This window comes from Sulfitobacter sp. R86518 (assembly GCF_042466275.1).
GTDB classification, from domain to species: domain Bacteria; phylum Pseudomonadota; class Alphaproteobacteria; order Rhodobacterales; family Rhodobacteraceae; genus Sulfitobacter; species Sulfitobacter pontiacus.
In genome coordinates, this window is sequence record NZ_JAXHCA010000005.1 from 1918945 (window position 1) to 1943151 (window position 24207).

General features: G+C 59.7%; 19 protein-coding genes. 8 read left to right on the top strand and 11 right to left on the bottom strand.

The features are described from left to right. Positions 1-26 precede the first annotated feature (26 nt). From murF to SJY36_RS10315, 7 genes are all read right to left on the bottom strand, one after another. Entirely contained in the window at positions 27-1463 is a 1437-nt protein-coding gene (murF, locus tag SJY36_RS10285; protein WP_386174804.1) for a UDP-N-acetylmuramoyl-tripeptide--D-alanyl-D-alanine ligase, read from the bottom strand. Next, positions 1460-2941, bottom strand: coding sequence for a UDP-N-acetylmuramoyl-L-alanyl-D-glutamate--2,6-diaminopimelate ligase (locus tag SJY36_RS10290; protein WP_386174807.1), 1482 nt, complete (start codon positions 2939-2941; stop codon positions 1460-1462). The genes murF and SJY36_RS10290 overlap by 4 nt, the downstream gene beginning before the upstream one ends. A gap of 16 nt (positions 2942-2957) precedes the next feature. Further along, positions 2958-4745 carry a peptidoglycan D,D-transpeptidase FtsI family protein gene (locus SJY36_RS10295; protein WP_386174810.1) on the bottom strand — a complete coding sequence of 596 codons (1788 nt, stop codon included), beginning with the start codon at positions 4743-4745 and terminating at the stop codon, positions 2958-2960. Next, positions 4742-5095: a hypothetical protein gene (locus tag SJY36_RS10300; protein ID WP_005854161.1), complete on the bottom strand. Its 354-nt coding sequence runs from the start codon at positions 5093-5095 to the stop codon at positions 4742-4744. The genes SJY36_RS10295 and SJY36_RS10300 overlap by 4 nt, the downstream gene beginning before the upstream one ends. Next, complete coding sequence (gene rsmH / locus SJY36_RS10305) at positions 5092-6084, bottom strand: 16S rRNA (cytosine(1402)-N(4))-methyltransferase RsmH (protein ID WP_386174813.1); 993 nt, start codon at positions 6082-6084, stop codon at positions 5092-5094. Before rsmH ends, SJY36_RS10300 begins: the two co-directional genes overlap by 4 nt. 5 nt (positions 6085-6089) lie before the next feature. Beyond that, positions 6090-6593, bottom strand: coding sequence for a division/cell wall cluster transcriptional repressor MraZ (gene mraZ, locus SJY36_RS10310; RefSeq protein WP_081781250.1), 504 nt, complete (start codon positions 6591-6593; stop codon positions 6090-6092). Positions 6594-7361: 768 nt separating this feature from the next. Beyond that, positions 7362-8432 (bottom strand): Mrp/NBP35 family ATP-binding protein, encoded by a 1071-nt coding sequence (locus SJY36_RS10315; protein WP_386174816.1) that lies wholly within the window; start codon positions 8430-8432, stop codon positions 7362-7364. A 514-nt stretch (positions 8433-8946) separates the two neighbouring features. Here SJY36_RS10315 and SJY36_RS10320 point away from each other — a divergent pair. Continuing rightward, positions 8947-9159 carry a DUF1127 domain-containing protein gene (locus tag SJY36_RS10320; protein WP_005854169.1) on the top strand — a complete coding sequence of 71 codons (213 nt, stop codon included), beginning with the start codon at positions 8947-8949 and terminating at the stop codon, positions 9157-9159. A 220-nt stretch (positions 9160-9379) separates the two neighbouring features. On the opposite strand, the gene SJY36_RS10325 is transcribed toward SJY36_RS10320, so the two are convergent. Continuing rightward, positions 9380-11800, bottom strand: coding sequence for an ATP-dependent helicase (locus tag SJY36_RS10325; RefSeq protein WP_064215604.1), 2421 nt, complete (start codon positions 11798-11800; stop codon positions 9380-9382). Between the two features lie 349 nt (positions 11801-12149). Here SJY36_RS10325 and SJY36_RS10330 point away from each other — a divergent pair, with 349 nt between their 5' ends. The 3 genes from SJY36_RS10330 (at position 12150) to SJY36_RS10340 (ending at position 16569) form a co-directional block, all read left to right on the top strand. Next, entirely contained in the window at positions 12150-15590 is a 3441-nt protein-coding gene (locus SJY36_RS10330) for a pyruvate carboxylase (RefSeq protein ID WP_386174819.1), read from the top strand. Positions 15591-15594: 4 nt separating this feature from the next. Beyond that, positions 15595-15981, top strand: coding sequence for a VOC family protein (locus SJY36_RS10335; protein ID WP_278375420.1), 387 nt, complete (start codon positions 15595-15597; stop codon positions 15979-15981). A 105-nt stretch (positions 15982-16086) separates the two neighbouring features. After that, the gene (locus SJY36_RS10340) at positions 16087-16569 is read left to right on the top strand and encodes a DUF2244 domain-containing protein (RefSeq protein ID WP_386174824.1); all 483 of its coding nucleotides are present in this window, start codon (positions 16087-16089) and stop codon (positions 16567-16569) included. 3 nt (positions 16570-16572) lie between these two features. On the opposite strand, the gene SJY36_RS10345 is transcribed toward SJY36_RS10340, so the two are convergent. After that, a complete protein-coding gene (locus SJY36_RS10345; RefSeq protein WP_386174827.1) occupies positions 16573-17031 on the bottom strand; it encodes a GatB/YqeY domain-containing protein in 459 nt (152 codons plus the stop codon). Positions 17032-17230: 199 nt separating this feature from the next. On the opposite strand from SJY36_RS10345, the gene carA reads away from it, so the two are divergent. Together carA and SJY36_RS10355 are read left to right on the top strand one after the other, a co-directional pair. Further along, positions 17231-18391: a glutamine-hydrolyzing carbamoyl-phosphate synthase small subunit gene (carA, locus tag SJY36_RS10350; RefSeq protein WP_386174830.1), complete on the top strand. Its 1161-nt coding sequence runs from the start codon at positions 17231-17233 to the stop codon at positions 18389-18391. A 97-nt stretch (positions 18392-18488) separates the two neighbouring features. Then, the gene (locus SJY36_RS10355; RefSeq protein WP_386174833.1) at positions 18489-20405 is read left to right on the top strand and encodes a glycosyltransferase family 2 protein; all 1917 of its coding nucleotides are present in this window, start codon (positions 18489-18491) and stop codon (positions 20403-20405) included. Here SJY36_RS10355 and SJY36_RS10360 read toward each other — a convergent pair. After that, the gene (locus SJY36_RS10360; RefSeq protein ID WP_005854182.1) at positions 20402-21055 is read right to left on the bottom strand and encodes a GntR family transcriptional regulator; all 654 of its coding nucleotides are present in this window, start codon (positions 21053-21055) and stop codon (positions 20402-20404) included. The two genes, SJY36_RS10355 and SJY36_RS10360, sit on opposite strands and share 4 nt — an antisense overlap. Before the next feature lie 98 nt (positions 21056-21153). On the opposite strand from SJY36_RS10360, the gene SJY36_RS10365 reads away from it, so the two are divergent. Continuing rightward, positions 21154-21801, top strand: a complete 648-nt coding sequence (locus SJY36_RS10365) for a pyrimidine 5'-nucleotidase (RefSeq protein WP_005854183.1) — start codon at positions 21154-21156, stop codon at positions 21799-21801. A 9-nt stretch (positions 21802-21810) separates the two neighbouring features. Then, the gene (locus SJY36_RS10370) at positions 21811-23013 is read left to right on the top strand and encodes a UbiH/UbiF family hydroxylase (RefSeq protein WP_386174837.1); all 1203 of its coding nucleotides are present in this window, start codon (positions 21811-21813) and stop codon (positions 23011-23013) included. Between the two features lie 18 nt (positions 23014-23031). Here the strand turns inward: SJY36_RS10370 and SJY36_RS10375 are convergent, their stop codons facing one another. Next, positions 23032-24159, bottom strand: a complete 1128-nt coding sequence (locus SJY36_RS10375) for an aminotransferase class V-fold PLP-dependent enzyme (protein ID WP_386174840.1) — start codon at positions 24157-24159, stop codon at positions 23032-23034. Positions 24160-24207: the final 48 nt, after the last annotated feature.

Consider the following 24207-nt stretch of genomic DNA (forward strand, 5'->3'; position numbering starts at 1 on the left):
GCGTCCTAACTCAAAATCTTGTGGGCTTAGCCCTGTCGTTCATTCGGGACCGGATGGCCCATTTTGTGGATCGCGTCAACGATCAGCCCTAGTTTCATGGACAAGGAGCCTTTGGCGAGCACAACATCGCCACTGTCCAGATGCGACGAAAGCGCGGGCAGCAGGTCTGCGGCGGTTTCGGCCCATTCCCCACGTTGATGCGCGGGCAGCAGGTCATAAAGCGACTTCATCAGCGGGCCCACACAGTGGATCACATCCAGCTTTTTGGTGGCGTCGAGATGGGCGAGCCCTGCGTGCAGGGCGATCTCGTCCGGTCCCAGTTCTTTCATGTCGCCCAGATAGGCGATGCGCCGCCCCTTGCTGACGCGGCCGATATCATGGGTCACCTCGGCAGCGGCCAGCACCTCTAGGGCGGCGGCCATCGACGTGGGGTTCGCGTTATAGCTATCGTCGATGAGGTTCAGCGTCAGATGGGTGTCGACCACGTCGAGATGGATAACCTCTCGCACGCCGCGCCCCTTATACGGTGTCCACCGTCCCAACGAGGCCGCAGCCAGCGCCAGATCCGCGCCCATGGCCTGTGCAGACGCCAAGGCCCCCAAGGCGTTCATCGCGAAATGCCGTCCCGGCGTTCCGATCTTGAACAGCAGTGGTGTGCCGTCCGCGTCGGCGCGCACGACGGTGGTGTCGCCCTGCACCTGCACGTCCAGCAGTTTGTACTGATAGCCATGCTCGCCAAATTCGACCTCGCGCAGGCGGCGATCCACGGCCTTGGCCATCAGGATCGCGGCGTGTTCGATGTCTGCGTTGATCACCGCCACGCCCCCCGGTTGCAGACCGTCAAAAACGGCGGCTTTCTCGACCGCGATTTCCGCGACATTGGCAAAGGCTTCCAGATGCACGGCGGCGACGGTGGTGACCATCGCGACATGCGGCTTGGCCATCTGCGCCAGCGGAGAGATCTCTCCGGGGTGGTTCATGCCGATCTCGATCACGGCATATTCCGTATCCGCAGGCATCCGCGCCAGTGTCAGCGGCACACCCCAGTGGTTGTTATAGCTGTCGACAGAGGCATGCGCCCGCCCCTGGTCGGCAAAGATCGCAAGCAGCATTTCCTTGGTCGAGGTCTTGCCGACGCTGCCCGTCACCGCGACGACCTTGGCCTGCGTTCGGGCCCGCGCGGCGGCACCAAGCGCCTCAAGGGCCTTGAGCACATCCTCGACGATCAGCAGCGGTGCATCCTCGGCCACGCCCTCGGGCACATGGGTGACCAGCGCGGCCCCGGCCCCTTTTTCCAGCGCCATGGCAACAAAATCATGACCGTCGCGCACGTCTTTCAGCGCGACGAACAGATCCCCCGGTGCGAGGGTACGGGTGTCAATCGACACGCCGTCACAGGTCCAGTCCCCGATGGCGCGGCCGCCGGTGGCGCTTTCGGCCTCTTTTGCTGTCCACAAGCTCATGCCAATCTCCCATCCAGCGCCGCGACGGCGACGCTGGCCTGTTCCACATCATCAAAGGGTAGCACATCGTCACCGATGGTCTGTCCGGTTTCATGGCCCTTGCCCGCGATCAGCAGCGCGTCGCCCGTGCCGATGGCGTCGATGCCACGCAGGATCGCCTCGGCACGGTCGCCCACCTCGGTCGCTTCTGGCGCGCCCTCCATGACGGCGGCACGGATGGTCGCCGGATCTTCGGAGCGCGGGTTGTCATCGGTCACGAACACCAGATCCGCATGGGCCGCCGCCGCCTGTCCCATCAGCGGGCGTTTGGCGCGGTCACGGTCGCCGCCTGCGCCCACGATAGCGACCAGCCGCCCCATGACATGGGGGCGCATCGCTTGCAGGGCGGTGGCAATGGCGTCGGGGGTATGGGCGTAATCCACAAACACCGCCCCGCCATTGTCCCGCGTGGCGGCAAGCTGCATGCGGCCGCGCACGGTGGTCAGATGCGGCAGCGTGTCGAACACATGGGCGGGGTCCGCCCCGCAGGCAATCACCAGCCCCGCCGCGAGCAACACGTTGTCCGCCTGAAACCCGCCAATGAGGTTCAGGCGTTTCTGGTAGGTCTTGCCGCGATAGCTGAACCGCAGGTCCTGCCCCGTCGCATCGAAGCGCTGGCCAGTCAGATGCAGATCGCCGCCGTCGCGCCCTATGGTCATCACCTCGCAGCCACGGGCGCGTGCGATAGCGACCATATCGACCCCCTTGGGATCATCGATATTGATCACCGCCGTGCCGTCCTCGGGCAGCACCCGCGAGAACAATCCAGCCTTGGCGTCGAAGTAGGCGTCGAAGGTCTCGTGGTAGTCGAGATGGTCTTGGGTAAAATTCGTGAACCCCGCCGCCTTGAGCGTCACGCCATCCAGCCGTCGCTGGTCCAGCCCGTGGCTCGACGCCTCCATCGCGGCATGGGTGATACCGTTGGCAGAGGCGTCGGCCAGAGTGCGGTGCAGGGTGATGGGCTCGGGCGTGGTATGCGCCAGCGGTGCGGTCCATGCGCCTTCGACGCCAGTGGTGCCAAGGTTGACAGCCGCCAGCCCCATCTCGATCCAGATTTGCCGCACGAAGGTGCTGACAGAGGTTTTCCCATTGGTGCCGGTGACGGCAATCATCGTCTGCGGCTGTGCGCCGTACCACAGGGCTGCCGCGCGCGACAGCGCTTCGCGGGGGGCATCGGTGACGACAAGGGCAACGTCAGCCTGTGCCAGCGCGTCAGCGGCCAGCGTGGCCCCCTCGGCGTCGGTCAACACCGCCACCGCGCCCATGCGCAGCGCATATTGGATAAACTCGGCCCCGTGGACCTTGCTGCCGGGCATGGCGGCGAAGAGGGTGCCGGGCTGGACCTGGCGGCTGTCGACGCTGATACCTGCAATGGGCGGGTTGCCCCCCCCTTTCGCGGTCAGACCAAGGGAGGATAACGGGACGGCCTGTGTGCCCATGGGGACGCTCTTTATATTAGTTGCTGCTGGAGAGCGTTATATCAGCGAGGCTGTCCGGTTCAACAGTCGGTCGCAGACCCAGCAGGGGCGCGACGCGACGGACCATTTCCGCGGCCACGGGCACGGCTGTCCAACCGGCCGTGCGACGCGGTTTGTCGCCCGAGGTCTCGACCGGTTCGTCCAGTGTGACGATCAGCACGTATTTGGGATCATGCGCCGGGAACATGCTGGCAAAGGTCGCGATGACCGTATCCTCAAGATAGCCCCCCCGGGGGCCGGGTTTATCCCCCGTACCGGTCTTGCCGCCGATCTGGTAGCCGGGCACTTCGGCAAAGCTGGCCGTGCCTTCAGTCACCACCGCACGCAACATTGCGCGGGCATCCGCCGCCGCGCGTTCAGACATCACACGCGGGCCGACCACGGGGCCGGATTGCTTGCGCAACGTCGGTGTGACCTTGTGCCCGCCATTGGCGATGGCAGAATAGCCCGCCGCCAGATGCATCGGGCTGGAGGACAGGCCGTGGCCATAAGAGACGGTTACGGTGCTCAGCTCTTGCCAGCGCTGCGGCAGCAAGGGCTTGCCGCCAGAGGCTTCGACGATCTCGAAGGGGGTTGGTTCGAAGAACCCGAGGTTTTTCAGGAACTCCTGCTGACGCTCCGCGCCGATCTCAAGCGCAAGCCGCCCTGTCCCGCGGTTGGAACTGTGCACGATGATCCCCGTCACCGTCTGCTTGCCGTAGTTCTTGCCGTGGAATTCGCCAATGCGGAAGCCGCCGACCTTCATCGGGCCAGAGGTGTCGATCACCGTATCCGCAGTGGCAATGCCAAGGTCGATCGCCTGTGCCGCGGTGAAAATCTTGAAGACAGAGCCAAGCTCGTAGACGCCTTGCACCGACCGGTTGAACAACGGGCTGTCGGACGCATCGCCTGTGACGGCGGCATGGGGCCGGTCGTTGGGGTCGAAAGAGGGCAATGATACGGCGCTGATCACCTCGCCCGTGTGGACATCCATCAGGACCGAGGTCGCCCCCTTGGCGTTCATCAGCTTCATGCCGCCATAAAGAATACGCTCGGACGCGGCCTGTACGGTCATGTCGATCGACAGTTCCAGCGGCTTGTTCCCATTGGCCGGATCGCGCAGATAATCGTCAAAGTATTTCTCTGCTCCCGCGACGCCGATCACCTCGGCGGCATGGACACCCTCGCGGCCATAGCTGGCCCCGCCCATGATATGCGCGGCAAGCGACCCGTTGGGGTAAAGGCGCATATCACGCGGCGCAAACAGCAAGCCCGGCTCGCCGATATCATGCACGGCCTGCATCTGCTCGGGGCTGATTTTCTTCTTGATCCACAAGAACTTGCGCTTACCGGTAAAGTCGCGCAGCAGGCGTTCCTCGTTCAGGTCGGGGAACACGGCCATCAGCTTTTTCACGGCCCCCTGCGGGTCGATCATGTGGTGCGGCTGCGCATAAAGCGCATGTGTCTCAAAATTGGTCGCCAGCAGATTGCCGTTGCGATCCACAATATCGGCGCGGGTGGCCGAGATCACGGAACCGGGGGCCGCCGCGCGCGGCTCTGTCGGGTCGGTGGTCGCCATGACCCCCATACGCGCGCCCACAACGGTGAAGGCGCAGAAGAAGAAGACCCCCAGAACCAGCAAACGTCCCTCGGCGCGCTGCCGAGAGGCGTCGCGCATCTGCTCGTGGCGGATACGCTTGTTCTCGCGCTCGATCGCATCGGGGTTTTCGCCCTTTTGACGGGCTTCAAGAATACGGGCCAGCGGGCGCAGCGGGGTGCGGATCATTCGGGGGCCTCCATCGAGGATACGTCAACGCCGTCGGTGATCTCGAACAGCGGCAGTTCTGGCAGCGGCGGGTAGCTCACCTGATCGATAGATCCGAACTGGTCGGGATGCAGCGGCAAGAGGTTCAGCCGGTCAAAGTTCAGCTCTGCCAGATCGCGCAGACGGTCGGGGCGGTTCTGATAGGCCCATTCCGCCTTGAGCACGGCCAGACGGCTGTAGGCTTCGCGGATTTCATAGCGCAGGTCATCGGCATCACTCAGGGCTTGCTGGGTCGCGTAATTCTCGCGGTAAGCCCAGAAGGCCAGCCCGATCACCGAAAAGGTGGTTAGGATGTAAAGCACGGTTCTCATACGGTTAATCCCCTGACCATAGGCATGCCGAGTGCCTTGGCATCGATGCTGCCCGCAGGCGCATCAGTGCGAATTGCGACGCGCAGCTTGGCCGAGCGGCTGCGCGGGTTCTCTTCCAGCTCTTGCGCATCCGGCCCGATGGCCTTGCGCTTGAGGATCTTGAATTGCGGCGCTTCTGTTTCAATTTCGGGCGCAAAGCGATTGGCGTTGCCCCCTGCCCCCGCACGCGCCGTCAGGAAGCGTTTGACCATACGGTCTTCGACCGAGTGGAAGGTCACAACGGCAAGCTGGCCACCCGGTTTCAACGCGCGTTCCGCCGCCATCAACCCGTTGAACAGCTCGCCATATTCATTGTTCACCGCAATGCGCAACGCCTGAAAGCTGCGGGTCGCAGGATGCGACTGGCCGGGTTTCGAGCGTGGCAAACAGCCTTCGACCAAGCCTGCAAGCGCCAGCGTTGTGGTGATCGGGGCCTCTTCGCGGGCGCGCACGATCGCTTTGGCGATGCGGCGGCTGGCACGTTCTTCACCGTATTGGAACAGGATATTGGCAATCACCTCTTCCTCGGCCTCGTTGACGATATCCGCCGCCGAGGGGCCGTCCTGGCTCATCCGCATATCGAGCGGCCCGTCACGCATGAAAGAGAACCCGCGCTCTGCCAGATCAAGCTGCATGGAGGACACGCCCAGATCCAGCACGATCCCGTCCAGATCCTGCGCATAATCGTACATCTTGGAAAAGACACCGCGCTGCATGACGATCCGGTCGCCATAGTCACCGGCCCAGGCCTGCGCCATTTCAAACGCAAGCGGGTCACGGTCCACGGCCACCACCTGCGCAGCACCCGCGTCCAGCAGGCCACGGGTATAGCCGCCCGCGCCAAAGGTGCCATCCAGCCAACGCCCCGAAACAGGGGCCACCGCCGCCAGCAAGGGGCGCAGCAGAACCGGTGTGTGCGGGGCGGAGGGGGTATCGCTGGGTCCGCTCATATCGATCAAGCCTCCGGCTTGCCGTCCAGGAAGGCCATCGGATCAAAGTCTTCTGGCAGATCGTCCAGCCATTCCTCTTCGCGGGCCTTTTCCTCGGTCTCGTAGGTTTCGGGCTTCCAGATCTGGAAGGTATCACCGGCGGCGATAAAGAATGCTTCGTTTTCCAGGTCGATCTTGTTGCGCAGCTTGGCTGGCAGAACCAGGCGGCCCGTTTCATCGACCGATGTGGGAAAGGACTGACCGTGGAACAGGCGCTGCAGCATCTTGCGTTCCATCGACCCGCGCGGCAGCGCGTCGATCTTGTCGTCCACCTCTTCGATGGCCTGCATGGTATAGCATTCAAGATAGCTGCGGCGGCTGTCGCCATAGACGATCACCAGCTCGGGCGTGCCACCGTTTTGCCAATTCGGGTCACCGGCTTCCAACACACGACGAAAAGAGGCTGGGATAGACACCCGCCCCTTCGTATCGACCTTGTGTTGGCTTTCGCCTCTGAACCTGCGGCTCACGTGTTTGTCCCTGCCTGCGACGCTTGTGCGCCCTAAAATCATGCCCCCGGCGGTAGATGTAGAAACGGCGGGCTGATCTGCTGCCACTGATCAACCCGCCGCCCGTCCCGCCTTGGCGGGGAAGTCCGACTGCGCGCGCCACCTGGGGGGATGTCTGCTCGCTCGCGCGCCGGATCTCTTGGTCTGATGAAAGCGAGGTGCCTGTATGAACCTGCTAGAGTTTTATTTGGTCGTTGGGGTCGTTTGGTGCCCCGTGTCTCGTTCTCATCCGATGCACTAGGGATGCCATGGGAATTGATGGGCGTCTATAAGTTTTTTGGGAAATACACACCAAATTTGGTTTTGCACAGGGTTGTAAATCAACATGTGGGAAAGAAATATCGGCCGTTTTTAGCTTATGTCGGCTAAATGTTAAATTTAGACACAACATATTGAGGTTAAAAACGCGTGCTGAAATTTCCCACAATTTCCCAACAATTTTAGACCACAGAGTTATCCACAACCTGTGTTCGCGGCTTGTTCCCCGATCGCAACGCCAATTGCAACTGTTTTATCGCGCAAACTGAGGATTCCGCGCCTCAGACAGCCATTTTCCGCCGAATCACCTTGCCAATCCGGCAGGGTCCGGCCGGCGATCTCCCATGTTTTCCCATGAGGTTTTCCCATGCGATCCCATACGCACGTCAACACGACGCCGATGAACGCGAAACGCCGCGCAGGGGGCTGCGCGGCGTTGACTACAGATAGGATGGTGAAGGAGGTTGCCCCTTAGGCCATCCCACCCTTGATCAAACCTTCGGCGATGCGGGCATAGGCCTGAGCCATCGGCCCGTCCCCCGCGGCCACCGGCGTGCCACCATCGCCAGAAAGCCGGGTATCAAGATCGATGGGAAGACTGCCGAGCAAAGGCACGTCCATCTTCGCAGCTTCGGCTGCAACCCCACCATGGCCAAAGATCTCATGTTCGGACCCACAATCAGGACAGACAAACAGCGACATATTCTCGATCAATCCCAACACGGGTGTCTTCAACGTATTGAACATATCAATCGCCTTGCGCGCATCGATCAGCGCCACGTCCTGCGGCGTCGACACCACGATCGCGCCGGACAATTCGGATTTGGTACATAGTGTCAGCTGCACATCGCCCGTGCCCGGCGGCAGATCGACAAGCAACACGTCCAGCTCGCCCCACTCTACCTGCCCCAGCATCTGCTGCAGCGCGCCCATCAACATCGGGCCACGCCAGACCACTGCCTTCCCCTCCTCCATCATAAAGCCGATGGACATCAGGGTCACACCATGGGCATGCAGCGGGATGATCGTCTTCCCATCCGGCGAGGCGGGCCGCTTGTTCACCCCCATCATACGCGGCTGACTGGGACCATATATATCGGCATCCAGCAGACCGACCTTGCGACCTGCCCGCGCCAGCGCCACGGCGAGGTTCGAGCTCACGGTCGATTTGCCCACGCCCCCCTTGCCCGACCCAATGGCGAGAATGCGCTGTACGCCAGCCGGTTTCATCGGGCCATCCTGCGCCTTCGGGTGCCCACCAATCTTGAGGCTTGGGGCCGATTGCTTTGGCGCGGGGCCATGAGCCGTCAGGGCGACTGTTACGCTGCCAACACCATCAACCTCGCGCACCACGGCCTCTGCCGCGTCGCGCAGCGGGGCCATCTGCGCGGCGACCTGCGCATTGGGGGCTTCTATAACAAAGCGCACCACATCGCCCTCAACCGTCAAAGCGCGGATCAGATCGTAATCAAGGATAGATTTCCCATCCGGCAGCATCACCCGGGCCAGAGCAGATTCGACGTCGGATTTAGAGAGCGGCATGACATATTCCTTTCGAGACTGCTTTTGACATGGCAGTTTCTGGCCAAATCGCAACCCTACGTTCGCATGCCGCACAACACCAAGGCAAAACGAACATTTAGCGCCCAAAAATTACGCAAAACCCCTATGTTTTCGCTGCATGGCAGCAATGCACAATTTGAGAATTGTGCAAACGCAGCAAATAGGTCAAAAAGGTTTCAGGAACGCAGACACTGCGAGCCAAGAATAAGACCAAACTCATCCATCCTCCTCCCGGATGTGTTTGTTTTCGGCGGCGATACCCTCCTCCTCCCTGGTATCGTCGCCATTTTTTTTCATACGACTCCTCCTGACTGCTAAAGCGTTTGCGCTAGGGTTATTTTGTTCCCGATCAAGACGTTACGTCACCTTTTGCCCATGCATTTTCTGCATAGCAGCATTGACGATCTGGCTATTGTGCAGATGCAGCATTTTACTACATAACCAACACAAGACGAATGATAACGAACACAGACGAAACAAGACGAGGTATCCGATGGCCTACTTGAACGCTACAACCGCACCGACACTGGCAGACCGCTTTGCCGCGCTGATGTCCACACTCGAGACTCGCCGCAAGCAACGCCGCGTATACCGCTCCACTTTCAACGAGCTGAGCTCCTTGTCCAACCGCGAGCTGAACGACCTGGGCATGGGCCGCTCGCAAATCCGCGGCATCGCGCTGGAAACAGCACGCAACGCTGCATAGATCATACTGGATCGGGCACACGCACCCTCCCTGTTGTGTGCCTGTAGAAAGCTTCGGGTCTCCTCCTCCTCCCTGAGACCGGCGGCTTTCATAAACGTCCCCTTCCCCCTTTCCTCCCGATTGGATTGGGGACGTAGATAAAGACGGCGGTGCTTTCCTCCCAAAGCACCGCCGTTCTTGCATCTAATTCTTGATATTTCGTAAAATTCATGACGCCCGTTTAGAACGGAACGTCATCCGATGCGCTCAGATAGCGCGACACGACCTTCTTGACCCCGGCCTTGTCAAAGCTGATCTCAAGCTTATCCCCTTCGATTCCAACAACTTCGCCATAGCCAAATTTCTGGTGGAACACCCGTTCTCCCATCGCAAAACTGCTGACGGCGGACATGTCGATTGTCACATTTCGGGCTTCCGAAGGCTGGCTCACGCTGCGCGCTTGGCTGCGCGTCTGCAACCTTCGCCACCCCGGAGAATTATATACATTCGCTTCAGCGGCTTTTTCATGCAGATTCGATTTGGGCATCGCAGCGCCATACCCGCCACCATACAGCCCCGGCGGGGTCAGCACATCCACATGGGCTTCGGGAAGTTCGTCGATAAACCGTGACGGCATGGCGCTTTGCCACTGACCAAACACGCGGCGGTTGGCCGCAAAAGAGATCGTGCAAAGCTGCTCGGCCCGTGTGATTCCGACATAGGCAAGCCGCCGCTCTTCCTCCAGCCCCTTCAGGCCGGATTCGTCCATCGATCGCTGCGACGGAAACAGCCCATCCTCCCAGCCGGGAAGAAACACCGCCGGAAACTCTAGCCCCTTGGCCGCGTGCAACGTCATGATCGACACTTTGGCACCACCATCGTCGCTTTCATTATCCATAATCAAGCTGACGTGTTCCAGAAAACCTTGAAGATTCTCGAACTGCTCCAACGCTTTAACCAGCTCCTTCAGGTTCTCGAGCCGCCCCGGAGCTTCCGGCGTTTTGTCGTTCTGCCAAAAACCAGTATATCCGCTTTCATCCAAAATAATCTGCGCCAATTCCACATGGCTGACCTCGGGCGGGCCATATTCCTCGTGAAACAGCGGCGCACCTTCGTCGATGACGCTATCGTCATCAACCACAGTCTGTAGGCGCGGGCCCCGCGCCAGTTCGGACCAGCGCTGAATCCCGTCGATGAGCAGACGCAACTGCGCCGCACCACGACCGCCAATCCCGCCATTCGCCAATAGGATCCGCGCCCCCTCCACGAGGTTCACACCGTTTTCCCGCGCGGTTTTCTGTATATTTTGTTGCGCTTTATCGCCTAAACCACGCTTGGGCGTGTTAACGATTCTCTCAAAAGCAAGATCGTCATCAGGCGAGGTAACCACCCTGAAATAGGCCATGGCGTCGCGAATTTCTAACCGTTCATAGAAACGCGGTCCACCGATCACGCGGTACGGTAGGCCAATGGTCAGGAATCGATCCTCGAACGCGCGCATCTGGTGCGATGCCCGTACAAGAATCGCCATATCGTCCAATGTGTATGGATCAAGCTCGCGTGTGCCGCGTTGCAACGCTTCAATTTCGTCGCCGATCCAGCGCGCCTCTTCCTCGCCATCCCAATGGCCGATGAGACGCAGCTTTTCACCCTCACGGGATTCCGTCCACAAAGTCTTGCCCAAACGCCCCTCGTTTCCTGCGATCACGCCCGAAGCGGCCGCCAGGATGTGCGGTGTTGACCGGTAATTCTGTTCCAAGCGCACCACATGGGCGCCGGGAAAATCTTTTTCGAACCGCAGGATATTGCCAACCTCGGCCCCTCGCCATCCGTAGATCGACTGGTCGTCATCCCCGACACAGCAGATATTCTTGTGGCCAGAAGCCAGCAGACGGAGCCACAAATACTGCGCCACGTTGGTATCCTGATACTCATCCACCAGAATATATTTGAACCACCGCTGATATTGCCCCAACACGTCTTCGTGCTGCTGGAAGATGGTGACCATATGCAGCAGCAAATCACCGAAGTCGCAGGCGTTCAAATCTTTAAGCCGCGCTTGATACTGCGCATAAAGCTCCGCCCCGCGGTGGTTATACGCCCCCGCATCGGCCGTAGGAATTTTGTCGGGCGTCAATGCGCGGTTTTTCCAGCCATCAATAACGCCTGACAGCAAACGCGCGGGCCAACGTTTGTCATCAATCCCTTCCGCTTTGATCAACTGCTTGAGCAGGCGCAGTTGGTCATCCGTGTCCAGAATGGTGAAATTCGATTTTAGCCCGACCAATTCAGCATGGCGGCGCAACAGCTTGACGCAAATCGCATGAAACGTACCCAGCCAAGGCATCCCTTCAATGCTCTGCCCCAGCATATGCCCCACACGGTTCTTCATCTCGCGCGCGGCCTTATTGGTGAAGGTTACCGCGAGAATCTCGTTCGGGCGGGCGCGCCCGGTATTCATCAGATGCACGATCCGCGCCGTCAAAGCCTTGGTCTTGCCCGTGCCTGCCCCCGCGAGCATCAAGACAGGGCCGTCCATCTGCTCCACCGCGGCACGCTGGGCCGGATTCAGCCCATCAAGATAGGGTTGCGGACGCGCAGCCATAGCGCGCGATGATAGGGAAGCGCCCTCGAAGGCGGCCATTTCGTCAAAATCATTCATACGGCCAATCTATCCCGCACACGCACCAAATAAAAGACACGTTCGCAAAATGTTCCCGCCGCATTTTCTATAATGCAGCGGCGGTTTGTTAGCCGTCTAGCGTCAAAGCCGCAGGAATTATTGTTATCTGTTCCTCCTTATTACTTATGTCATTGCATAGGTACGATCGCGCCCTCAACTCGGCGTAGCACCCCATCTCTTTCCAAATGGTTAAAAATCCCCCGCGGAGCGCAAAAAAACTTCTACTTGCACACCGCGTCAAACAGACGCAACAATGCCGCAGCGCAGCGTTAGCGCGCGCTCTAGACGCTTGAAAATTAAGATTTCTCGCCAGCAGGAAGGCCTAGCTATGACCGACTTTAAGAAAATTCTAATCGCAAACCGCGGCGAAATCGCCATTCGAATTATGCGCGCGGCCAACGAGATGGGAAAAAAGACGGTCGCCGTTTTCGCCGAGGAAGATAAGCTGGGCCTACACCGTTTCAAGGCCGATGAAGCCTATCGGATCGGGGCCGGTTTGGGGCCTGTCGCCGCCTATTTGAGCATCGATGAAATCATCCGCGTGGCCAAAGCCTCGGGCGCGGATGCGATCCACCCGGGCTATGGGCTATTGTCAGAAAATCCCGATTTTGTAGATGCTTGCGCACAGAACGGTATTACTTTTATCGGGCCGCGAGCGGAAACAATGCGCGCCTTGGGCGACAAGGCCAGCGCGCGACGCGTGGCGATGGAGGCCGGCGTGCCGGTCGTCCCCGCGACAGACGTTCTAGGCGATGATATGGAGGTCGTCCGTAAGCAGGCGGCAGAGGTTGGCTACCCGCTGATGCTCAAGGCGTCCTGGGGCGGCGGGGGTCGTGGCATGCGCCCCATCGCGAATGAAGACGAACTTAAAGAAAAAGTGATGGAAGGCCGGCGCGAGGCAGAAGCGGCCTTTGGCAATGGCGAAGGCTATCTGGAAAAGATGATCCTGAAGGCGCGCCATGTCGAGGTGCAGATTTTGGGCGACAGCCACGGCGAAATCTACCATCTATTTGAAAGAGATTGTTCTGTTCAGCGTCGCAACCAAAAGGTCGTCGAACGCGCGCCTGCCCCCTATCTTACCGAAGAACAACGCGCCGAGATTTGCGAATTGGGCCGCAAAATCTGTGCACATGTTAACTATGAATGCGCCGGTACGGTCGAATTCCTGATGGATATGGACGACGGCAAGTTTTATTTTATCGAGGTAAATCCAAGGGTTCAGGTCGAACACACGGTCACCGAAGAGGTCACCGGCATCGATATCGTCCAGGCGCAAATCTTGATTGCCGAAGGCAAGACCATCGCCGAGGCGACAGGCAAGGCCACGCAGGCAGATGTGCAGCTGAACGGCCATGCGTTGCAGACTCGGATCACCACCGAAGATCCCCAAAACAACTTCATTCCTGATTATGGCCGCATCACCGCCTTTCGTGAGGCCACCGGCATGGGCATCCGCTTGGACGGCGGTACCGCCTATTCAGGTGGGGTGATCACGCGCTATTATGACAGTCTTTTGGTCAAGGTGACGGCGAAAGCGCAAACGCCCGAGCAAGCGATCGCCCGCATGGACCGCGCCCTGCGCGAGTTCCGCATCCGGGGCGTGTCGACAAACATCGCCTTTGTCGAAAATTTGCTGAAACATCCGACCTTCCTCGATAATAGCTACCACACCAAGTTTATCGACCAGACACCCGAGCTTTTCACCTTTGAAAAGCGCCGCGACCGGGCGACCAAAGTATTAACATATATCGCTGATATTACGGTGAACGGGCACCCTGAAACCAAAGGGTTCGAACGCCCTGCGGCGGCCGCCCGCGCGCCGCAGCCGCCCGCCGCCCGAGCCGAGCCGATGATGGGCACCCGTAACTTGCTTGAACAAAAAGGGCCGCAGGCTGTTGCCGATTGGATGGGGCAACAGCGGCAGCTGTTGATCACCGACACCACCATGCGTGACGGCCATCAGTCATTGCTTGCGACGCGAATGCGCAGCCATGACATGATCAAGGTTGCCCCTGCCTATGCCGCTAATCTTCCACAACTTTTCTCGATGGAGTGCTGGGGCGGTGCGACCTTTGATGTGGCTTACCGGTTCTTGCAAGAATGTCCGTGGCAACGCCTGCGCGACCTACGCGCTGCCCTGCCAAACGTGATGACGCAAATGCTGCTGCGTGGGTCGAATGGCGTGGGCTATACCAATTATCCGGACAATGTGGTGCAAGAATTCGTCCGCGTGGCCGCGACCGAGGGTGTCGATGTTTTCCGCGTGTTTGACAGCCTGAACTGGGTTGAAAACATGCGTGTCGCGATGGATGCGGTGATTGAGAACGGTAAGATTTGCGAAGGTACCGTTTGCTATACCGGTGACATTTTTGATCCGGACCGGTCCAAATACGACCTGAAATATTATGTTGCTATGGGCAAGGAACTGAAAGCGGCCGGTGCCCATGTTCTGGGCCTGAAAGACATGGCCGGCGTGCTCAAGCCGAATGCTGCCAAAGTATTGATCAAAGCGCTGAAATCCGAAGTCGGCCTGCCGATCCATTTCCATACGCATGACACCGCAGGCACGGCGACCGCGACGATCATGGCTGCCTCCGAGGCGGGCGTGGACGCGGTAGATTGCGCCATGGACGCGCTATCGGGCAACACATCTCAGGCGACGCTCGGGTCTGTGGTCGAAGCGCTGAAACACACGGATCGCGACACGGGCCTGTCGATGGACGCGGTGCGCGAAATCTCTAACTACTGGGAAGACGTGCGTGGCGAATATGCCGCGTTCGAGACCGGCATGCAGGCCCCTTCCTCCGAAGTCTATCTGCACGAGATGCCCGGCGGGCAGTTCACCAACCTCAAGGCGCAGGCCGCGTCGATGGGGCTGGATGATCGTTGGCCCGAGGTCGCTAAAACCTATGCCGAGGTGAACCAGATGTTTGGTGATATCGTCAAGGTGACGCCGTCGTCCAAAGTGGTCGGCGACATGGCTCTGATGATGGTATCCCAAGGGTTAACCCGCGCGCAGGTCGAAGACCCGAAGGCAGAAATGTCCTTTCCTGACAGCGTGATCGACATGATGCGCGGCAATCTGGGCCAGCCTCCGGGCGGGTTCCCTGACGCGATTGTCGACAAAATCCTGAAAGGCGAAAAACCGAACACGGAACGCCCCGGTGCCCATTTGCCCCCTGCCGATCTTGAAGCGACACGCAAGGAATTGCGCGACCTTCTGGAAGGGGCTCAGGTTGAAGACGATGACCTGTCAGGGTACCTGATGTACCCCAAGGTTTTCCTGGATTACATGGGTCGTCACCGGACCTATGGCCCTGTCCGTGTATTGCCGACCCGCACCTTTTTCTACGGGATGGAACCGGGCGAAGAGATCACCGCGGAAATCGACCCGGGCAAGACGCTGGAAATTCGTCTGCAAGCCTTGAGCGAGACCAATGAAGACGGCGACGTTAAGGTCTTTTTTGAACTGAATGGCCAGCCGCGCGTGGTGCGCGTGCCCAACCGGATGGTCAAAGCGACGACCGCACAACGTCCCAAGGCCGAGATCGGCAACGTCAATCACATCGGAGCGCCGATGCCGGGGGTTGTTGCCTCGGTCGGGGCGACGGTGGGTCAAAAGGTCAAATCCGGCGACCTGCTTCTGACCATCGAGGCGATGAAAATGGAAACCGGTATCCACGCGGACCGCGATGCTTTCGTCAAAGCGGTTCATGTCACGCCGGGTGGCCAGATCGACGCCAAGGATCTGCTGGTCGAGCTGGAGTGATCCTATGCGCCTTTCTGCCCTGACCCTGATCGTTCCCAGCTACGACGAAGGAATATCCTTTTACTGTGGCACGATGGGGTTCGAGCTGACACAGGACGAGGACCAGGGGCATAAACGCTGGGTGCGCGTCACCCCTTCGGGTGGCGGCACCGGCTTTATCCTCGCCGAACCGGGCGACGATACTCAGCGTGCAGCGATTGGGAACCAAGGTGCGGGCCGGGTCTGGTTGTTTTTAGAGACCGACGATTTTGCCCGCGACCATGCCCGACTTTTGGCTGGGGGCGTGACATTCGAAGAAGCCCCCCGCCATGAGCCCTATGGCACTGTCGCCGTGTTCCGCGACGTTTTCGGCCATCGCTGGGATCTGATTGAACCGCGTACGACCCCCTAGAAAAAACATCGGCCCTGACACTTGGGGTCGGATGCATTCTGCCGCATTGATCAGGCCCGTTCTGCTGCTACGTTCAGGGCTTGGCACGACAGATGGACACCCCCCATGCCCTATGAATGGAAAACCCGACCCGACGCCTCGACGCAGGTTCTTTGCCTGTGGCCGCACCAATCCCTGCCGGCAAAGGGATTCGCCAGTTTTATCCTTATCACGTTCGTCCTAATTCTGATCCCCGTTCTGCCACTGTTGGGGACTGTTTTGCTGTGGGGGCTTCTTCCTTTCATGCTGGCCGCCGTCGCGGCGATGTATTGGGCGCTACAGCGCAACCATAAGGCCAGACAGATTGAAGAAGTGTTTACGCTCGACCACAATACAGCACATTTATCCCATCGCACCGCGCGCGGAGAGGTCAAAGAATGGCAGTGCAACCGGCATTGGGCCGTCGTGACGAAATATGAAAAAGACGGCCCCGTACCCCATTACGTGACCCTGCGCGGCATGGGCCGCGAGGTCGAAATCGGGACCTTCCTGAGCGAAGAAGAACGGATCGCCCTTTATGACGAGCTGAACCGTTCGCTGATGCGCTGAGCCTTAGCTCAGTCGCTCTTTCACTTTGGGGCCAACCGCGCCAAAATCCATTTGCCCCGTGTACTTACCTTTAAGCAGGCCGATCACTTTGCCCATGTCACGGATCGATGTCGCACCCACTTCGGCAATGGCGGCATCGACGGCCTTGGCGGTTTCTTCTTCGGTTAGCTGACGGGGCAGAAACTCTTCGATCACGGCAATCTCTTCACGCTCGCGATCCGCAAGATCAAGCCGCCCGCCCTCTTCATAGGCGCGTACGGATTCCATACGTTGTTTCGCCATTTTACTTAAAATCGCGAGCACTTCGGCATCGCCAACACCCGTGTCGCCCTCATCAGCACGCGCCGCGATGTCTTTATCCTTGATCGCCGCATTGATCAGCCGCAGGGTCGACAGCCGGTCCGCCGCCTTGTCTTTCATTGCCTGTTTCAGTGCATCCGAGATGCGAGTGCGCAGTACCATTACCATCGTCCTTTTGACCCTAGGGGGTATTAAGCCGTGCAACATAGAGATATTGCGCGGCGCAGGCAATGCCACAAGCCTCGCACAACACATTGAAAATTAACGATATTTCATTTTCAACCTGCTATTGACCCCGACGAACTGCGGCTTTAGGTTGCCACCGTTTAGCTCCATATACCTGCCGCTGGAGGCCCCCGACATGACCGCGACCACATCACCTCGTCCGACTGCCTGCCTGGCGCTAGCGGACGGATCGATTTTCTACGGCAGGGGCTTTGGCGCAACGGGAGAGACCGTGGCCGAGCTTTGCTTTAATACAGCGATGACGGGCTATCAGGAAATCATGACCGACCCGTCCTACGCGGGGCAGATCGTGACCTTTACCTTCCCCCACATCGGCAACACCGGCACCAACCCCGAAGATGACGAAACCGGCGATCCGGTCGCAGCGGGGATGGTTGTCAAATGGATGCCCACCGACCCGAGCAACTGGCGTTCGGTCCAGCCGTTGTCCGAATGGCTGGCATCGCGCGGGCGCATCGCGATTGGTGGTATTGATACCCGCCGCCTGACCCGCGCCATCCGGCAGCAAGGGGCCCCACACGCGGCATTGGCGCATAATCCTGACGGCGTTTTCGACGTCGAAGCGCTGGTCGCTGCGGCACGAGGTTTCGCGGGCCTGGAAGGCATGGATCTGGCGAAAGATGTCAGTTGCAAGCAATCCTACCGCTGGAATGAAATGCGGTGGGCTTGGCCCGACGGCTATACTGCGCAGGAAAACGCACCTCATAAAGTGGTCGCGATCGACTACGGTGCCAAGCGCAACATCCTGCGCTGCCTTGCCTCGGCCGGCTGCGATGTCACGGTGCTGCCCGCCTCTGCCACGTATGAAGATGTGATGGCGCATAATCCTGACGGAGTTTTCTTGTCGAACGGCCCCGGCGATCCGGCGGCGACCGGCGTGTATGCCGTGCCGATGATCAAGGACGTCATTGAAAAGACAGAGCTTCCGGTTTTCGGCATTTGCCTTGGCCACCAGATGCTTGCGCTGGCTCTTGGGGGCCAGACGGTCAAGATGGGTCACGGTCACCACGGTGCGAACCACCCCGTTAAAGATATTGATACCGGCAAGGTCGAAATCACCTCGATGAACCATGGTTTTGCCGTCGATGCGCAAAGCCTGCCAAGCGGAGTGGTTGAAACGCATCAGTCGCTGTTTGACGGCTCCAACTGCGGCATCCGGATGGAGGGGCGGCCCGTCTGGTCCGTTCAGCACCACCCCGAAGCGAGCCCCGGCCCGCAAGACAGTTTCTATCTGTTTGAACGCTTCGCCGCGGCGATGGCAGAGCGGGCCAGCTAAACCTGATAATTGCGGGCGTTCTCTTCATCCGCAATTAACATCCCATTAAGGCATCTCTCCCAAGGTGGTCCCATTCCGACAGGAAGGGATTCGCCCGTTGAGCAACCTTGGATTAGAGCTGAAAGCACCCAGTCCCGCGCGTGTGCGCGGGCGCTATCGTCCCTTGGGGCGCATATTGGTCGACGCAGGGTTGATCGATCAGGCCGATCTGGTGCACGCGCTTGAAGCGCAGCGCGATCTGGATGCACCGCTTGGGGAAATCCTTGTGGCTCAAGGGCTTGTCTCGCGCAGTGAGGTAACCAAAGCACTGGCGCTGCAACATCAGATCCAGCAGGTCGACCTTGACGCAGACCCACCCAAACCGATGCTTGCGCGCCATCTGTCTGCCGAAGCCAGCTTGCACCATAAGATTGTGCCGTGGCGGCGGATGGGCCAAACGCTGTTTGTCGCGACCAGCCGGCCGGATACCCTTCATACCCTTACCCGCGACGCCTTCGGTACTAGCGATCTGGACATCGTACCGGTGCTGGCAGAACCCGCGCAGATCAACCGTCAGATCACCGCACTTTACGGGTCCGAACTGGCCAAACGCGCGGCGGAGCGTGTGCCCTCTCATGAAAGCTGCCGAACATGGCGGGTTGCCGGGCCGCGCCGGCGTATTTGGGCCGCCGGTGTCATTTTTGTCGCGAGCATGCTGTTCGCGTTACTCCCCGCGGTGACGTTTACGGCGTTTGTTCTATGGGCATTGTTCTGCAGTACCATGATCATGACGCTACGATTATCGGCCTTTCTGGCGCGCTGCCTGTGGGGGAACACACCACTGCCTTCAGACCCCGCCGCGCCATCGCCCCCGACACGATGGCCAAAGGTATCGGTTCTTGTCCCGCTTCTTCATGAGGAGGAGATTGCCAGCGCCTTGATCGCACGCCTGTCGCAGCTCAGCTATCCCAAGGCGCTGCTGCAGGTCGTGCTGGTGCTGGAGGCAGGCGATCAAATGACCCGTGACACCATCGCGCGAACCGAACTGCCCTTCTGGTTCGACGTGATCGAAGTACCGCAAGCAGGCAAACTGCGCACCAAACCCCGTGCCCTGAACTATGCGCTGGAATTTTGCAGCGGCAGTATTATCGGCGTGTGGGATGCCGAGGACGCGCCGGAGGCAGATCAGATCAACCGCGTTGTACAACACTTTGATCAGGCGCACAAAAACGTCGCTTGTGTGCAAGGCGTACTGGATTTTTATAATGCGCGCACCAACTGGATCTCGCGCTGTTTCACACTGGAATATGCGACTTGGTGGCGCGTGATCCTACCCGGTGTCGCGCATCTGGGGCTGATTATTCCCCTCGGCGGCACCACATTATTTTTCCGCCGCGCCGCTTTGGAGAAACTGCGGGGCTGGGACGCCCATAACGTCACCGAAGATGCAGATCTTGGCGTCCGCCTCGCGCGGCATGGCTATAAAACCGACCTGCTACCGACTGTCACTTACGAAGAGGCCAATTTCCGTGCGTGGCCGTGGATCAAACAAAGGTCACGATGGCTGAAAGGCTTCTTGATCACATGGGTCGTGCACAGCCGTGCCCCCCTCCGGCTGATCCGTGATGTCGGGCTCATTCGGTTTTTGGGCGTGCAGGTATTGTTCCTCGCGACGTTCTGCCAGTTCATCTTTGCCCCCCTGCTCTGGTCTTTCTGCCTACCGCTGTTCGGCGCAGCACATCCTGTCCAGACAACACTGGGCGCTGACGTGTTCTACGGGCTTTTCGGATATTTCCTCTTCGCGGAAATCCTCAATATATCTGTCGCGATGACGGCGGTTTCGGGTCGGCAGCATCGCCACCTTATACCCTGGGCAATCACCCTGCCGTTTTACTTTATTCTCGGCTCTTTCGCGGCCTATAAGGCGCTATACGAATTCGTGGTCACGCCGTTCTATTGGGACAAGACCGAACATGGCGTACCACATAAATCCAGCCCCATCGGTTCTAAGGTGCCACCACTTCGTCCACCCTAGCCTTCGTCTTTGCGCTGTGCCGCTTCTTGCTTGAGCCGCGTCATGAAGGCGACAGAAATATGCGTACGCAATGCTTCATCCGCACCATCTTCGTCACGCTGTTCGATCATCTGAACAATGCGGTCATGTTCATCCTGCGCGATCGCACCGCGCCCATCCACCGCCAGTGACGATGTCGCCATCAGCGCCATGGACCGGTGCACCAGATCAAGTTGCTGCACCAGATACCGGTTGTGCGACGCGAGATGAATTTGTTTGTGAAAACGGCGGTTCGCACGCGCCAGCGCCGCTGGATTGTCGCGAAAAGCGTCGTCTTCCTCGACCATTTCGCGCAATACACGGACTTCTTCAGCGGTGGCGTGACGGGCGGCAAGCCGCGCGGCCAACCCCTCCAACTCGCCGCGTACGACGTAAAGTTCGGCCACCTGATTGTGGTCCAAGGATGCAACGATCAGGCTCCGCCCGTCCCGCGCGAGCAAGGATTGCGTCTCAAGCCGTTGTAATGCTTCACGAACCGGCGTTCTTGAGACACCGAAGCGTTCGGCCAATTCGCTTTCCACCAACCTATCACCGGGGCGATAGGTGCCCACGTCAATCGCGTCCAGGATCATGGAATAGGCGTCTGTGGGTCCGGAGCGTGGCGTCGTCATGGGTTCTCTTTCAAAAGGCTCCGGCACCTTAGCCCCCGCGTCCAATTGCGCAACCCCGTGATCTTGCGCAGATCATCTGGTCAGCGTAGCAAGTCCCCATGCCACACGCCTCTTTTTCTCATGTGAATACTTGGGTCTTTGACCTTGATAACACATTATACCCGCCATCTGCCCGCCTGTTCGACCAGATTGAACAGCGGATGACGCATTGGGTGATGACCGCCTTGAATGTCGATGAGCAGCGCGCGGATTATCTGCGCCGACATTACTGGCACACCTACGGCACCACGCTGGCCGGGCTGATGCGCGAACACGACCTTGATCCCGGCCCCTATCTGCACGAGGTGCACGAGATCTCCTTTGACGCGCTGATCCCGGATCCTCTGCTTGCCGCGCGGATCGCCGCCCTGCCGGGGCGCCGGATCATCTATACCAACGGCACTGCCCCCTACGCCGAAAAAGTCATTGCCGCACGGGGGCTGTCGGGCCTGTTCGATGCCATCTACGGCGTTGAACATGCGTCATTTTTACCCAAACCCGAACGCGCCGCCTACGACCTGATATTTGCCGCCGACGCATTGACCCCAACCACCGCCGTGATGTTCGAGGACGACCCCCGCAACCTGATCGCCCCGCATGACATGGGGATGGGCACCGTCCATGTGGCCGAACACCCCGCGCCCGCGCCGCACATCCATTTCCACACCGATGATCTTTCGGCTTTTCTTGCACAGATCACGGGCTAACTGACGGGCATGACCATGGCATGTGATATCTTGATTTCGGGCGGCGGCATTGCCGGTTTGACGGCGACAGCGGCTTTCGGCACTGCGGGTTTCAACGTGGTCTGCGTCGACCCCACGCCCCCCGTCACCGATGGTGCGGCGAAAGGGGCCGACATGCGCTCTACCGCGATGCTGCAACCGGCGCGCCGCGTGCTTGAGGCAGCGGGCATCTGGGCCCATCTGGAAGACCACGCCGCACCTTTGCAGGTGATGCGTATTGTGGATGCGGGCGGTGACGGCGATGCACCGGTGACCAGCCGCGCTTTTGATGCTGCCGATATTTCGGACCAACCTTTCGGCTGGAACTTCCCGAACTGGCTGCTAAGGCGCGCGCTTCTGGAGCGGCTAGAGGCTTTGCCGAACGTCGATTTCCGCCCCGGCACCGCAACCACCAGCTTGTTCACCCGCACCACCGGCGCACGCGTAAGCCTCAGCGATAGCACGAAAATTTCGACAAAGCTCGTGATTGCCGCAGACGGGCGCGACAGCCCCATGCGCGACGCCGCCGGCATTGAGGTGACCCGCCAAAGCTATGGCCAGAAGGCGCTTGCCTTTGCCGTGACACACCCGATCCCCCATGAAAACGTATCGACCGAGGTGCACCGCAGCGGGGGCCCCTTCACCCTTGTACCCCTGCCCGATCGCAACGGTCTGCCCTGCTCTGCCGTGGTGTGGATGGATGACGGCGCGTCCTGCCTTGCGCGGATGGCGCTTGACGCAGATGCGTTTTCCCAAGCCGCGACCGACCGCAGCGCCCATGTGCTCGGCCCGTTGACGCTGGCCTCCGAACGGGCGATCTGGCCGATCATCAGCCAGCATGCCGCGCGCCTCTCGGCCGAACGCATCGCCCTGATTGCAGAAGCCGCCCATGTGATGCCCCCCATCGGCGCGCAGGGGTTGAACATGTCGCTGCAAGACATCGCAACGCTGCTGGAACTGGCGCAAAAGCACGGCGCTGATCTGGGAAGCCAGCTGATGCTGGACGCCTACCACAAGGCGCGGTTTGGCGACATTCAACTGCGCTTGCGCGGCATCGACCTCTTGAACCGCGCCAGTCAGGCGACAACGCCGCTGGCCCGCGATGCCCGCGCCAAAGGGCTCAGCGCGCTATATGCCCTGCCCCCCGTACGGCGCATGCTGATGGAGATGGGCTTGGGCATGCGGCAGGGCTGACCTGCCGCGCGCCTTTATTTACAGTACCTTATCGACCACGGTTGCCAACCGCGCGAGCGTGGCATCCACGTCGTAAAGCTTATCCAGACCGAACAGCCCCAGGCGGAAGGTCTGGAAATCCTCTGGCTCGTCACACATCAACGGCACGCCAGCGGCGATCTGCATCCCTTCGGCAGCAAAGGCCTTGCCGTTTTGCACGGAGGGATCCGCGGTATAGCTCACCACCACCCCCGGCGCGCCAAAACCTTCCGCCGCGACAGAGGTAACGCCCCTCTCCGCCAGCATCTTGCGCACAGAATCCCCCAGACGCCACTGCGCCTCTTTCAGACGGTCAAACCCGTAGGATTTCGTCTCAAGCATGGTATCGCGGAATTGCCGTAGCGCATCGGTCGGCATGGTCGCGTGATAGGCGTGGCCACCATCTTCATAGGCTTTCATAATGCTATGCCACTTGGCCAGATCGATGGCAAAACTGTCCGATGTTGTCTCTCCCATGCGTGCAACAGCGCGATCCGACATCATGACCAGCCCGGCAGAGGGCGAAGCGCTCCAGCCTTTTTGCGGCGCAGAGAGCAATACGTCGACGCCAAGCGCCTTCATATCCACCCATGCGCAGCCCGACGCGATGCAATCCAGCACCACCAGCGCGCCGACGGCATGGGCCGCGTCTGCCATCTGCTGGATATAGTCATCGGGCAGGATCACCCCCGCACTGGTCTCTACATGAGGTGCGAAAACCACCTGCGGCTTATGCGTCTCGATGGCCTTGACGACGTCATCAATCGGGCTTGGGGCAAAGGGCGCGGGCGTGCTGTTGCCCTGCATCTGCGCCTTCATGACGGTGGCATTGCCGGTCAGATCGCCGCTCTCGATGATCTGGCTCCACCGATAGGAAAACCAGCCGTTGCGCACGACCAGCACCTCGGCCCCCCGTGCGAACTGACGGGCGACTGCCTCCATCCCGTAGGTGCCGCCCCCGGGGACGACAGCCACGGCATCGGCCTTGTATACGTCCTTGAGCAGAGTGCTGATGTCGCGCATGACCTCTTGGAACACGGCGCTCATATGGTTCAAGGACCGGTCGGTGAACACGACCGAAAACTCTTCAAGCCCTTCCGGGTCAACTGAATTTAGCAAAGCGGGCATGATATCCTCCTGATGGTTTCGCGCGAACATAGCCCCTCGCGTGGTAAA

What these genes read in the sequence shown, in the direction of transcription:
- murF (WP_386174804.1), bottom strand. Translation starts at nt 1,463, where the DNA reads ATGAGCTTGTGGACAGCAAAAGAGGCCGAAAGCGCCACCGGCGGCCGC.
- SJY36_RS10290 (WP_386174807.1), bottom strand. Translation starts at nt 2,941, where the DNA reads ATGGGCACACAGGCCGTCCCGTTATCCTCCCTTGGTCTGACCGCGAAA.
- SJY36_RS10295 (WP_386174810.1), bottom strand. Translation starts at nt 4,745, where the DNA reads ATGATCCGCACCCCGCTGCGCCCGCTGGCCCGTATTCTTGAAGCCCGT.
- SJY36_RS10300 (WP_005854161.1), bottom strand. Translation starts at nt 5,095, where the DNA reads ATGAGAACCGTGCTTTACATCCTAACCACCTTTTCGGTGATCGGGCTG.
- rsmH (WP_386174813.1), bottom strand. Translation starts at nt 6,084, where the DNA reads ATGAGCGGACCCAGCGATACCCCCTCCGCCCCGCACACACCGGTTCTG.
- SJY36_RS10315 (WP_386174816.1), bottom strand. Translation starts at nt 8,432, where the DNA reads ATGCCGCTCTCTAAATCCGACGTCGAATCTGCTCTGGCCCGGGTGATG.
- SJY36_RS10320 (WP_005854169.1), top strand. Translation starts at nt 8,947, where the DNA reads ATGGCCTACTTGAACGCTACAACCGCACCGACACTGGCAGACCGCTTT.
- SJY36_RS10325 (WP_064215604.1), bottom strand. Translation starts at nt 11,800, where the DNA reads ATGAATGATTTTGACGAAATGGCCGCCTTCGAGGGCGCTTCCCTATCA.
- SJY36_RS10330 (WP_386174819.1), top strand. Translation starts at nt 12,150, where the DNA reads ATGACCGACTTTAAGAAAATTCTAATCGCAAACCGCGGCGAAATCGCC.
- SJY36_RS10335 (WP_278375420.1), top strand. Translation starts at nt 15,595, where the DNA reads ATGCGCCTTTCTGCCCTGACCCTGATCGTTCCCAGCTACGACGAAGGA.
- SJY36_RS10340 (WP_386174824.1), top strand. Translation starts at nt 16,087, where the DNA reads ATGCCCTATGAATGGAAAACCCGACCCGACGCCTCGACGCAGGTTCTT.
- SJY36_RS10345 (WP_386174827.1), bottom strand. Translation starts at nt 17,031, where the DNA reads ATGGTACTGCGCACTCGCATCTCGGATGCACTGAAACAGGCAATGAAA.
- carA (WP_386174830.1), top strand. Translation starts at nt 17,231, where the DNA reads ATGACCGCGACCACATCACCTCGTCCGACTGCCTGCCTGGCGCTAGCG.
- SJY36_RS10360 (WP_005854182.1), bottom strand. Translation starts at nt 21,055, where the DNA reads ATGACGACGCCACGCTCCGGACCCACAGACGCCTATTCCATGATCCTG.
- SJY36_RS10365 (WP_005854183.1), top strand. Translation starts at nt 21,154, where the DNA reads ATGCCACACGCCTCTTTTTCTCATGTGAATACTTGGGTCTTTGACCTT.
- SJY36_RS10370 (WP_386174837.1), top strand. Translation starts at nt 21,811, where the DNA reads ATGACCATGGCATGTGATATCTTGATTTCGGGCGGCGGCATTGCCGGT.
- SJY36_RS10375 (WP_386174840.1), bottom strand. Translation starts at nt 24,159, where the DNA reads ATGCCCGCTTTGCTAAATTCAGTTGACCCGGAAGGGCTTGAAGAGTTT.